6 protein-coding genes and 5 pseudogenes are annotated in these 12,966 nt (G+C 43.4%); 6 read left to right on the forward strand and 5 right to left on the reverse strand.

Features of this window, described 5'->3' with window-relative positions; translation table 11 throughout:
• Positions 1-276: 276 nt before the first annotated feature.
• Positions 277-1,130, reverse strand: a pseudogene (locus tag PKHYL_RS17040) (DsbC family protein).
• A gap of 419 nt (positions 1,131-1,549) precedes the next feature.
• On the opposite strand from PKHYL_RS17040, the pseudogene PKHYL_RS01950 reads away from it, so the two are divergent.
• Positions 1,550-2,478, forward strand: a pseudogene (locus tag PKHYL_RS01950) (DUF808 domain-containing protein).
• A gap of 126 nt (positions 2,479-2,604) precedes the next feature.
• Here the strand turns inward: PKHYL_RS01950 and PKHYL_RS01955 are convergent.
• The 3 genes and pseudogenes from PKHYL_RS01955 to PKHYL_RS01965 form a co-directional block, all read right to left on the reverse strand.
• Positions 2,605-3,696: a hypothetical protein gene (locus tag PKHYL_RS01955; protein WP_240365857.1), complete on the reverse strand. Its 1,092-nt coding sequence runs from the start codon at positions 3,694-3,696 to the stop codon at positions 2,605-2,607.
• Positions 3,693-3,968, reverse strand: a complete 276-nt coding sequence (locus PKHYL_RS01960; RefSeq protein WP_240365858.1) for a hypothetical protein — start codon at positions 3,966-3,968, stop codon at positions 3,693-3,695. Before PKHYL_RS01960 ends, PKHYL_RS01955 begins: the two co-directional genes overlap by 4 nt.
• A 592-nt stretch (positions 3,969-4,560) precedes the next feature.
• A pseudogene (locus PKHYL_RS01965) lies at positions 4,561-6,803 on the reverse strand (Rne/Rng family ribonuclease); the annotation flags it as partial.
• Positions 6,804-8,002: 1,199 nt separating this feature from the next.
• Here PKHYL_RS01965 and PKHYL_RS01970 point away from each other — a divergent pair.
• From PKHYL_RS01970 to PKHYL_RS17050, 3 genes and pseudogenes are all read left to right on the forward strand, one after another.
• Positions 8,003-9,013 (forward strand): annotated as a pseudogene (locus tag PKHYL_RS01970) (RluA family pseudouridine synthase).
• Positions 9,014-9,152: 139 nt separating this feature from the next.
• On the forward strand, positions 9,153-9,590 hold the full coding sequence (locus tag PKHYL_RS17045; RefSeq protein ID WP_269778222.1) for an HAD hydrolase-like protein: 438 nt from the start codon (positions 9,153-9,155) through the stop codon (positions 9,588-9,590).
• Entirely contained in the window at positions 9,577-9,867 is a 291-nt protein-coding gene (locus PKHYL_RS17050; RefSeq protein WP_269778223.1) for an HAD family hydrolase, read from the forward strand. The genes PKHYL_RS17045 and PKHYL_RS17050 overlap by 14 nt, the downstream gene beginning before the upstream one ends.
• 83 nt (positions 9,868-9,950) lie before the next feature.
• Here the strand turns inward: PKHYL_RS17050 and yihA are convergent.
• Positions 9,951-10,717 (reverse strand): annotated as a pseudogene (gene yihA, locus PKHYL_RS01980) (ribosome biogenesis GTP-binding protein YihA/YsxC).
• A 670-nt stretch (positions 10,718-11,387) separates the two neighbouring features.
• Here yihA and PKHYL_RS01985 point away from each other — a divergent pair.
• Positions 11,388-11,642, forward strand: a complete 255-nt coding sequence (locus PKHYL_RS01985; RefSeq protein WP_240365859.1) for a cytochrome c5 family protein — start codon at positions 11,388-11,390, stop codon at positions 11,640-11,642.
• A gap of 399 nt (positions 11,643-12,041) precedes the next feature.
• Positions 12,042-12,713: a c-type cytochrome gene (locus PKHYL_RS01990; protein WP_240366478.1), complete on the forward strand. Its 672-nt coding sequence runs from the start codon at positions 12,042-12,044 to the stop codon at positions 12,711-12,713.
• Positions 12,714-12,966: the final 253 nt, after the last annotated feature.

Raw genomic sequence — 12,966 nt, forward strand, 5'->3', positions numbered from 1 at the left:
CATACATACTTCATTATAGTTGAATAAAAAATGCTCAGATAAAAGGGTATTGCTAATTTTGCATCGCGCTTTATCGTATCATACCGACAAGCAGTTGTGACGTCTACACAATGTCGATAAGGTTATATAGGGTATAGATTATAGAATAACTATCGTGCTCATCTGTACTTGGCATACTCAGATATTGCTCAAGCGGTGCTGTCTTATATTTAAATCCATTCATATAAACGGTAGATATTAGAATATATTAAAAATATCACATGTTAGGATTAAGTATTAGTTTGCACCGACAGCTTGCGCCAGTTGTGCTGCAGGTAAATAGCCACCTACTTGCTCGCCTGCTTCAGTAAAGATGGCAGGGGTACCGCGTACACCCAGTCTTGATCCTAGAGCCATATGCGCTTGCACAGGGTAGCACAGCTAGGCGCTTGCACATTGGCACCCATTTTTGCTTGATCCATCGCTGCGTTACGATCCTGACTACACCAAATCGCTTCCATCTTTGGCACAGACTCTTGACTGCGTGGCCATGCGAGATATCGCACTTCGATACCGCGCGCATTGATATCATCCATTTCTGAATGTAGTTTACGGCAGTAGCCACAGTCGGCATCAGTAAAGGCATAGACGACCGCTTTGGTCTCACCTTTTGCTGGATAAATGATCATCTCTTTTTTATCAACAGCTTGTAACGCTTCTTGCGCGGTACTGGCCGCCAAAGCAGCACTGATATCAACTGGCGTATCACCACCAACGGCAACGATCTGTCCTTGGATAATATGCTTACCCGACTTATCGGTAAAGAAAGAGGGTAGCCCTTCAGCAGTCACCCAATAAATACCGTCCATATCTGTTGGTACCGCTGAGACGATCGTTTCTTCGATACCAGAGGCCTTTAGGTTTGCTTGTAATGCACTAACTACTGCAGAGTCATTATCAGCTGACGCTTTGGCTGGTGCATCCTTGGTCTGCGCCGCGTTGACAACACTGGTATTACCGGTTGCATCCGCTGCATTGTTTGAGCAGCCAGCAGCAACACCTACTAGCAAGGCACTCATCACAAAACGAGATAGGGTAGTACGAGAGAAAAAATTATTCGTCGTGGTATTTTTGCTAATGGATGACGGCATATGGATTTCCTATAGGCATCGCGCCTAGACATGAGTTCGTTATATACAAAGCGTTGTGGATTACAATATATAGTAAGGTGTCTGTATAGTGTTTTAAAGGTTTAATTTTACAGAAGTTTTTATAAATGATTGATAGTAAAGATAAGCGGTAAAATCGCTATATTAGCATATTTATGGATAATGACAGCTCAAATGCACTGTCTAATAAATGCAAATAATCCCAACTTTTAAGAATAGCTGACAACACAAATTCAAAAAATAAGATACATTTGTACTATGTAATATATGGACGTGCCCTTGTAGTCTACTGCTAACAGCATTGTTATTATAAGAATTGTTTTTATAAGAACTCTAATAAAAACTTTGTTTTAATGATTTCAGTAGTACTTACTTCAACAAATTTGCTTTAAGGAGCACACATGGCAGGTGCCAGTTTATTAACCTTACTTGATGATATCAGTGTGATATTGGATGACGTCTCCGTCATGACCAAAGTCGCTGCCAAAAAAACCGCTGGGGTATTGGGCGATGATTTGGCGTTGAATGCTGAGCAAGTTACTGGTGTCAAAGCCAACCGCGAACTACCTGTTGTCTGGGCAGTTGCTAAGGGCTCGTTCATCAATAAGCTCATTTTGGTACCAGCAGCGTTATTGATTAGTGCGATTTATCCACCGCTTGTCACGTTTTTATTGATGTGTGGCGGTCTGTTCTTGGTTTATGAGGGGGCTGAAAAAGTCATACATCGGTTTTGGCCACATGCATTGCCACATGATGAAGAACAAAATGCTCGCCGAAAAGCCAATGCCGATGAAACAGTCGATTTAGTGGCATTTGAAAAGAAAAAATCAAAGGGGCCATACGTACAGATTTTATCTTATCCGCTGAGATTATCGTGATTGCACTAGGCGCAACGGCAAGTGCTACTTTGCTAGAACGCAGTTTAGTATTGTCCATCTTGGCAATTGGTATTACGATTGGTATTTATGGTTTGGTCGCTGGTATTGTCAAAATAGATGATGCAGGCCTACATCTGATGGAGCAAGAAAGCACGTTTAAGAAGAAATTAGGTAAGGTGATGTTTGCCGCCGCGCCAAAGCTCATGAAGTTTTTATCCATTGCAGGGACGTTGGCTATGTTCTTAGTGGGTGGCGGTATCTTAGTACATGGTATTGGCTTTTTGCATCACGGTGTAGAGGATATCGCACATCTCACTGGTATTTTTGAAGGAGTAACAACCACCGTATTAAATGGTGTTATTGGTTTTATTATCGGTGTGGCAGTTGTGGCATTGCTTACCATTATTGATAAAGTTCGCGGCAAAGATGATAAGGCTTCTTCTACTCATTAAGCTGGTTTGTGGTTTTATCTTATGTCCAATTTTATTCTAAATAGATAATTAAACAAAAACCTATTAAAACAAAAAGCCCCAAAGCTATTAGTAGCTTTGGGGCTTTTATATTTCTGCTTCTATATATTAGCTTTCGCTATCGGTATCATCAGACGCAAGCTTCTCAGCTTGGGTCGGTTTTTTATGATCCGTTTTGGGCTTGCGACTGCGTGCCTTTGGAACCTTCGGCGTCGTCAGGTTAAACATGCCGGTCTGTGGCAGCAATTGCTCAGCCACATTCTCGATCATGTTTTTATAGCTGGCGATGGTGGTCTTAGATTTAGCTGCTTGACTGTCATCTTTGCTCGTCTCTTTAGCAGATTCTTCTACTTTAGATTCGGTTGTTTGCTCAGCCTCTTCTGCATCAGACTTTTCTACATCTGCCTGTGTTGCATCAGCTTCCGTCGTATTGACTCCTTGTGCTTCACTGGCTTGAGCTTCTACACGGTTAGCAGCTGATTGCGCTTGCTCGACTTCTAGCAATTTCTCACTATCAGCGCTGACATGGTCAGCCTGAGCTTGATTGGCCAGTGCTGTCGCTTCAACGTTATGTGCATCCACTTCGCTATTGTTTTGCTTAGTATTTACTAGCGATGCTTCATTGCTCGAAGTCTGCTTTGTAGGAACACTCAACACAGCTGGCTCTTGGTAGTCAGGATGCTGACCGCGTGGATCATTGCTGGCACGCTTGCCAATGGCACGTGGTTCAACGGCGGTTTTGCCTTGAGCTACTGCAAATTGACTGACTGCTTGAGTCATCGCTGCGAAGCGTGCCAAGTAATCGGCTGCTAATGGCTGGTAGCCATAGTTGCTAAAGTCAAAGCGCTGACTGGCCATATTGTTGCTATGGTTGTCATCGACAGCATTCTCAACGTTGGTGCTATTATCTGCAGATTGCGCTTGCTCGTTATACAAGGCAATTGTCTCGATAAAGCAGCTGATAACGCCATTTTCTGCTAAGCGAGTTTGCGCGTCTGGCAGCGTCGCACGAATAAACTCACCAACGGTGCCACGTATCGCTGCTACACTTACAGTAGTAGCTTCGACCTGAGGTGTTGCTTTTGCTTGCTGAGCACGTACCACACGTGGGTCGTTGCTAGCTTGACCAAACTTCTCAGCAGTCACGTAACGTTCACCAAACAGTGATTCGTGTGTTAACTCAAGTGCTGAGTTACTCATGCCTTTATCATTGGCACCACTGTCATTAGCTGGAACTTTTTAGCTTCTTCAGCTTTACTGACATTATCAGTGGTACCAGTATCAGTGGTCTCAGCTTTCTGATGCTCGGGCTTGGTTTTGGCCTGTTCTGCATCAGCCGTTTTTGTACTAACTGACTGACTGTCTACGTCGCCAGCAGAGGCTGGTTGGTCGCTAGAAGAGGTTGGTTGCGCTTGTTCTGACTGATTTTTATTATCAGTGCTCTGCTTACGATCAGGTGCATTGTTTTGCACCTTAGCGTTAGTAGTCGCCTCTTGGTTGTTTTGAGTCTGATTCTCAGACGTCTCTACCGTACCCTTTTATTGTCACCTTTTGGTCAGTATTTTTCTCACTGTTACTAGGCTTGTTGGCAGCTTGCTGAGTAGCGTGATCTTTTGTGCTCTCGTTCTTTGCCGTGCCGTTTGTTGAGCGTTGTTTATCGCTAGATTGAGGCTTAGCAGGCGTGGACTTGCTATCATCTAAAGATAAGTGTACAACTTCTGACGCCTTTAGCTTGGTCGGTGCTTCATTGACTTGTAGCACGACTTCATTAGGGTCCTGACTACGACGTGTGCCAGATTGGTTTTTACCATTGGCATCGTCGCTATTTCTACCATTTTGCTGCTTGTTTTGCTTAACATCGTCAGCCGTTAGCGTCTCACCGCGCTCTAGCTTTCCGCGTGAGCCACGTTGGCTATGCGATTTACGCTTAGCGCGCACTTGCTCATCAGCTTTTTGGCCAGTTACGTTGTCTGCGTCATTACGATCGTTTGCTTTTTGGTTATTGTCTTGACGATTGCTGTTGTCTTGACGGTTATTACGATTGCGATCGTTCGTACGTCTGTTTTCCTGTTGACGCTTGTCTTGCTGTTGTTGGCCTTGCGTGTCAGACGATTTCTCATCAGCACCGCTATTGGTATGGTCAGTCGTCTCGTCAGTCGCTTCTTTTCTTTGACGCGGCTTTGAGTTTCTTGACTTACGCGGCTTACGTCTTCTTCTGTCTTCGTTATTGCTGTCATCAGTATCGCTGTCGTTAGTACGGCGTGTCTGTTGACGATTAGCGTTGCTATCTGATGGTTGGTTGTCGTTTTTCTGATGATTGTTTTGTTGAGTTGGCTGCTCACTATTTGAAGCGCCACTATTCAATGCATTGCTATCAACTTGGCCAAATGAGCCTAAGCTTTGTGCGCCAGTATTTACCAAGGCCTCGATCGCTTCAGCGGCATCGCGACTACTGACACTAGGTGTGGTGGTGGCTTGCGGTGCTTGCGCAAACAGATTTGATAACCAAGCGACTGCTTTTGGTTGAGCAGTGGCTTCCACATTTTGAGCTTGCGCTGCGACTGGCGCTACAACGTTTTTAGGTTGACTGGCTTGTGGTGCGCGCGCTGGCGCAGCGTCATTAGCATTTTTATGATTACGGCGATCATTGCTATGATTGACGGTATCGTTCTGCGATTGCGTGGCTGTGCTCTGCTTGTTGTTATCATTTGACGGTTTACGAGGCTGGCGAGTAGGCTGCTGCTCAGGGCGCTCTTTTTCAGCCGTTTGCCAGTCGACATTGTAGCCAAGGTCACTGTGCTCTTGTTGCTGGGTATCAGTGATACGCTCGTAGCTCGATGGGGCAAATCCGTCGCGGTTAAAGTGCAGCTTAAAGTTTGGTGACTCTAAATGGGCGTGCGGCAAAATCGTGATACGAGTGCCACTATCTTGCTCAAGATAAACCAAGCTGTCACGCTTTTCATTTAGCAAAAATGCTGCGATGTCGGTTGGAACTTCCGCTTGTACTTCACCTTGGCGTTCTTTGAGCGCAATTTGTTCAATTTGACGCATGATAGAGAGCGACAATGAACGCAGGTCACGAATCATACCGTTACCATGGCAACGTGGGCAGATATAACCAGTTGATTCTTCTAATGATGGACGTAGACGCTGACGGCTCATTTCCATCAGACCAAATTTAGAGATATCACCAAACTGGACGCGAGCACGATCGTATTTGGTCGCATCAATTAGACGCTTTTCGACTTCTTTTGATGCTTATTGTCATTCATGTCAATAAAGTCAATAACGATCAAACCACCCATATCACGCAAACGCAGCTGACGGGCAATCTCGTCGGCCGCTTCTAGGTTGGTATGATAAGCAGTCTCAGCAACGTCTGAACCTTTAGTCGACTTAGCTGAGTTGATGTCGATAGAGACCAAGGCTTCTGTTTGGTCGATGACGATTGAGCCACCTGATGGTAGACGTACCTCACGCTGATAGGCCGTTTCGATTTGTTTTTCGATATTAAAGCGCGAAAACATTGGTTCATAATCGGTATATTTGCGTAGCTTTTCGGCTTGTTTTGGCATCACTGCATCAATAAAGCCTGCTGCTTCAATATAAGCGTTTTCGTTATCAATCCAAATCTCAGCGATATCATCACGCAAATAGTCACGGACAGCACGGGTAACGACACCTGCTTCTTGATGGACAAGGCGCGGTGACGGATATTTTTGGTTTTGTTCTTGGATGGCCTGCCAGATATTAAGCAAATGGTTAAGGTCATGTTGCAAGTCTTCTTGCGTCTTGCCGATACCCGCGGTACGAATGATAACACTCATGCCTTTTGGCAAATCAAGATTGCTCAGCATACGTTTCATGTCTTCGCGCAGCTTGCCTGAGATTTGACGTGAGATACCGCCGCCACGAGGGTTATTTGGCATGAGTACCAGATAGCGACCAGCCAAAGAGACATACGTCGATAGGGCAGCGCCTTTGTTACCGCGCTCTTCTTTTTCGACTTGGACGATTAGCTCGTCGCCTTCTTTAATCAGTTTTTTGATGTTTTCATCACGTGGGTTACCGCTTAGGTATTCGGCAGAGATTTCACGAATCGGCAAAAATCCTTGGCGCTGAGAGCCGTACTCGACAAATACCGCTTCAAGCGATGGCTCAACACGGGTTACATGGCCTTTATAAATGTTAGATTTTTTTTGCTCGCGGGTACGATTTTCTAGGTCGAAATCGTATAGATGATTGCCTGTACATAAGGCGACACGAATCTCTTCGTTTTGAGTTGCGTTGATCAAAATGCGTTTCATATTTATATCCTATGAGTACGCATAACAACGATAAGACAGTCTTTAAAAGATAGTGGCAAGTGTGGCTAATATGACATTAGCATTTGTAGATATCAGTGAACAGTAGAACGTAAATCGTGGGTTTCGTAAAGCACGTAGGCTTTTTCAATGGCTCTTTACCTGAACTTATGAGCGGTGCTCACATTAATATAAATAAAATAGGGTGTAAGGCTATGATACTTATATTCTATTATCAATAAACTTGGTACATATATGAATATGTCAGCGAATAAAAACTCTCTTAATGTCAGTACGTTCTATTGGTAGTGATGTTGGCGCACGTTGTAAGCGTGGGCGACGGACAGCTACGGGTCTAAAAAATACTGATATTAAAAAGGCATATTGCGGTAGCCATTCATCCCTTCAAAGTCTAACAATAATATCGCGGTCGTGATTGCTACTATATATCGTAGCGTCATCAGTCAGCGGTTATCTATTCAGGCAAAGCGATTGGTTACTCTTTATTTATCGTTCTTTATATATCGTCAATAATATCTTGGGTGTCTCAAGGTTAGGTATCACAGCTTTGGTTATCAGCGGGGCGTACTTGGCAAACAGAGTAATGGACCAGCTTGTCAGCATGGTATCGTATTTACCTCTTTATCGTCATCTGTTTGACCACCAATACTCAGGCAGCTATCGAACTATTTTTCGATCCTAACGCTAACCGACCCATACTTGCTCAACTATGCTGTCATAAATGACCATCAGATAAGTAATCATTAAATAATAAATAGTTATCAAAAAAAGTCGTTGTCATGCAGTTAGTGAGTCAATGTGGTGTTGTCATCCGTTAATAAATAGACTGATCGTCAAAGTTATTAACGCGATGGTATTTAGTGTCACTATTTGTTTTATGGTACCGAGTAAAATTCGATACAGTGTTTTAATTTATAGGGCTGTGTTTGGTAACGAATACCTTTAAATGCTAATGCCTCTAAACGACTGGCCCTACAATTAGATGAAACGTTTCATAGCAGCAGGGTAAATAGCATTGACCTCTTTACCAACAATCAGTAAACACTGGAAAGTAATAAAACAGTGACCAGCTATCTGAAACAACAATGATTATTGCTGTCGCCTCTGCTTAATTGTCGCTCAACATGCTAAACTATAACAAATCTTTGTGTAAATACCTAACTAAAAATGACAAACTCAAAATGACTGACGACGCTCCTACCCATGAAGCGCCTGCTATTTTCAATAGTAAAACCCGCCCACAAAGCGCTGACGATGAGATTAGCAACTTCGGCAAGGTAAACTACCTTGAAGTAACACGCCATCAGCACGACCAGCGTTTGGATAACTTTTTGCTCAATCGCTTGAAGGGTTTGCCAAAATCGCACATCTATAAAATGATTCGCTCAGATGAAGTGCGCGTCAACAATAAACGCTGTAAGGCACATGATAGATTGCAGCGTGAAGACGTCGTGCGTATCGCACCTGTGGAGTTGGCAACACGTGACAAACCTATCATCAGTACCTGAGTTTGCCAAAAGCTTGCTCGCTCGCGTGGTCTATGAAGATGAAGGCTTGATCGTACTAAACAAGCCTTTTGGTATTGCAGTGCATGGCGGTAGCGGCTTGGACTTCGGCGTCATCGAAGCCATGCGTGAAGTGACGGGCAAAAGTATCTAGAGCTGATTCACCGCATCGACAAAGATACCTCAGGGCTGTTGATGATCTCCAAAAAACGCTCAACACTCAAAGTATTGCAGCAGCATTTGGTAGACAAGACTATTCAAAAGCACTATCTATGTCTGGCCAAAGGACAGCCTGCGCTGAATGAGCAACGTATCAATGCACCATTGTTACGCTATACGCTTGCTAATGGTGAGCGCCGTGTCAAGGTAGATAGCCAAGACCCGCAAGCCAAAGACAGCCAAACCGATATTATCATTCATGAGCGTTTTATGATTAATAGTCAGCCAGTTAGCCTCATCGAAGCCAAGCCACTAACTGGCCGTACGCATCAAATCCGTGTGCATTTGGCTCATATTGGTCATGCCATTTTGGGTGATGATAAGTATAACGTGCATGATAAATCAGGCGTTCATCGTCTGTGTCTCCACGCGTGGCGCTTAGATATTCCGGGTTATGACGCTATTACCGCACCATTGCCAGACGACATGGCGGATTGGCTACCAGAGACAGCCAAGTTGCCTGAATAAGTCTAAATATAATCATTTTGGTCTAAAAATGTAGACCTTTATAGAAACATGAAAACGTCACGATACCTTATTTAATCAATAAGCCGCCGTGACGTTTTCGTATCTGCTACTTACTATTGTTATTCGTTAAGGTGAATCCATGACTGCATTATTTACCACTGATACGCCAGAACTTACTCAACACTCTCAGCTAGCAGATGAGCACCGTCTATCTGATAAGACACTAATTATTTTTGACTGGGACGGTACGCTGATGGATTCTATCGGCTTAATTGTGGATTCTATGCATGTGGCTGGAGAGGCACATGGATTTAAGACGACTGATAAAGCGGTGAAAGACATCATTGGTCTGAGTTTAATGAATGGTATCGAGATTTTATATCCTTATGCAGATGAGTCGCAGACGCTCGCCATTCAGCAGACTTATGCAGAGTACTATATTGCTAATAGCCACTGCACGCCACTCTTTGAGCCGATAGAGGATATGTTGCAGACTCTGCAGGTGCAGGGCAAAAAGCTTGCTGTTGCAACTGGTAAAAAAAAGAAAAGGGCTCGATCGTGTATTGGATGCCTCTGACAGTCGCGATTATTTTGTCATGACACGCTGTACTGATGAGTCAGGCTCAAAGCCTGATCCGCAGATGTTAACCGATATTTTGGCGTATACACAAAAAAAGGTTTCTGATGCCGTGTTTATCGGAGACAGTATCTATGATATTCAAATGGCAACCAAGCTTGGCATGACCAGTATCGCGGTCAACTATGGCACAGCAACAAGTGCAGAGCTTGCCGCTCAGCAGCCGACATATCAGGTTGATACGCCGCAAGCATTGGCTAAGCTATTGTGTGCTTAAATAAAAGCCTTTTAACTTACATAAAAAAAGGGTTTATCGTTAATATCGACAAACCCCTTTTTGATGCCTGGCAAAGACAATATTTATTCAGCATCTTTTGGTGCGTCTGTCACTGAGTTAGCTACCAGTTGTTCACTAGCATCATTAGCAGTATCATTTTGTGTCAGATTACTCTCAATGATTTTGTCATTATCAAGCTGGTAGTCGTACCATCTACCCATGACACCAGCCAGCTCATCCAGACCTTCTTTCTCAAGGCTGAAAATAACTGGATAGTACAGTTTAAGCCGAGTTTTTTGAGTCTTTTGCGGGTATTGAGTAGGGCATTTTTGGACGCGCCATATTTTAGCTTGTCAGCTTTGGTGAGCAAAATATGGACAGGTAGCTCGCCATCTTTTGCCCAATGCAGCATCTGCTCGTCAAAAAACTTGAGTGGGTGACGAATGTCCGTCATCAGCACTAGGCCAGCAAGACTTGAGCGCGATACTAGATACTCTTCTAGCTCGACCTGCCATTCTTTTTTCATCTCAAGTGGTACAGCGGCATAGCCGTAACCTGGCAAATCAACCAGTCGTCTATCAGTGTTACCGATACTAAAAAAGTTAATCATCTGCGTGCGCCCAGGCGTTTTGGACGAGCGTGCAAGCTGGCGCTGATTGGTCAAAGCGTTGATAGCTGAGGATTTACCAGCGTTTGAGCGTCCTGCAAAGGCAACTTCTAATCCCATATCAGGTGGGCAAAGCTTAAAGGTGGGCGCTGAGGTCATAAATTCAGTCTGCTGAATTTTCTGACGAGATTTGGTGTTGAACAGCGCATGTTCGGCAGCAACATCGGTAAACGGGGTATTCATAAATGGCTCATTAATCTTAAAAAATTAGATACGGGTATAAAATTCTGGTTAGCTGGTGGTTGGTTTAAGCCATGACTTCAATTTAGCAAATATGCAAAAAGTGGAAAGAGGCTCTTCTTTATCAGCGCTTACACCTTGTAAAGTTAGCGATTTGATATTATCCGCTATTCTATACTATTACCTGTCTTACTTATTGAAATAACTGCGATTAGCATCATATAAATAGTAGGATAACATTAAAGTTAATTGTTGATTAGAATAAGTTTTTAGTGTTAACAAAGCTGAATATAATTTATCTATGTTTGCATGACATATATTGTTACAATGTTTAATAAAAGACATTTAGGACGTATTGAACATTCGACCATGGCACTGACAGCGACTATTTTTTAGGCGATTCGATGTTAAAAATAATAAGTTTAGTCACTCTAAGCGCTTATTTTTAACGATGAAGCGGCAAAAAAGAGTCCTGTCCCCTGCTTTTATCTTTGGGGCTGATGCTAAAATTGCCCCATACTGCGTTACAAATCTCGCTAAGGCATCTGCATTATCGTCGCTTTGTGCCTTGTCTGGAACCATTTTAGCGATCAGCAGTGCCTATTTGCGAATGTTCGACACGCCCTAATAGAACGATTGATGTGATACGTGAAATCTCACGAGGAGGTGCTCTATGTTTTCAATCAATAGACTTCTTAGTAAGGGCTATCATGCTCTAACAGTTGGCAGTGCTGCCTTATTGCTAAGTGGCATCATGATCAGTAGCGCAGGTGCGGCTGATATTGCTACTACTTATGATAACTCATGTGCAGCCTGTCATGATAGTGGCGCACTAAATGCTATCAAAAAGGCGATAGTGCCAAATGGCAGAAACTTATTGAGCAAAAGGGCATGCCGACACTCATTAAATCTGTCAAAAGTGGCATGATTCAAATGCCAGCAGGCGGTCTTTGTAACACCTGTAGTGATGATGACTACCGTAAGCTTATCGAGTATATGAGCAAGTAGTCCATTTAGAAATGAAGCTTGAAGCGATAAGTAAGATAGAGCGCTGGGTTTACAACCTGAATGCGCTTTTTATTTTTGCCCTATACTTTAGGCTATGCTCATCAGAAAACTGATGAATACTACGATTAAGTAGGCAAATGATACAAAGTCTTGCTATAATAATCGAAAATAAACCCTGATGTTAGTAAGTACTTTCAGACTGCTTGTGTCCAAGACCTCAAAATATATGCCACGCCTATGATTAAAGAGGCGACTATATTAGGTATCTTATCCGTGCAATCACTCTAAATAATGCTTACGCCGAGCTAGTAGGATTTGTATCAATGAAAAGTTAATCGCTGCTGCCAGCTTATGCGTTGCAAGTTTCAGCGTACAAGCTGCTATTATTGTTCCTGAGTATGACGTCGATGCAGGTCAGAAAATTGCAGAAACCGTTTGTGCTGCTTGTCATGGTCTTAATGGGGTCAGTATTGTTCCTGCGCAGCCAAACCTTGGCGGCCAAAATGTAAAATATCTTTATAAACAGTTAGTTAACTTTAAAGCAGGCTATCGCAAAAACGGTGTCATGCAGTCACAGGTTGCTAACTTGTCTCAGCAAGATCTAGCCAACGTGGCAGGTTACTACTCTAGCCAAGCGCCTTGGGGTGTTGGATACGGCAACCCTGCAACGAACCAAGAAGCCACCAAATTATTCTTGGGTGGCGATAAGTCACGCGGTGTGATTGGTTGTGCTGGTTGTCATGGTCCGGATGCTGCAGGTAACCCTTGGGCAGCGTTTCCAAAATTAGGCGGGCAGCATGCTCAATACATTGCCACTCAGCTAAAACTATTCCGCGCCGCTGGACGTGCTGATGATATCGATAGCGATGATCAAAAACGTGTCAATGATGCTGCGAAAGAAGGTGAGATGGGTATGATGCAAACCGTTGCATCGAAATTATCAGATCGTGACATTCGTATCTTGTCAGACTATGTGAGTGCTATTCACTAATTAAACGGCACTGATGATCACTATCTGATACGCACGTTGTAGATAGAATTATTGAGCACCTTGCACATATTGATCATGTCTGAACTACTAAACCCCGATTTCGGGGTTTTTTTATAACTGTTTGTCCCTTATATTGAAAAGACAATGTACAGCTGAATTGCTTTACAGAGGCAACTCATTGCTCTGTATAATTATAAATTACCGTTATTCACTTTATACCATACTCAAAAATGCGATTAGCTGTATCGAACTC

The organism is Psychrobacter sp. KH172YL61 (genome assembly GCF_007182895.1).
GTDB lineage: Bacteria > Pseudomonadota > Gammaproteobacteria > Pseudomonadales > Moraxellaceae > Psychrobacter > Psychrobacter pacificensis.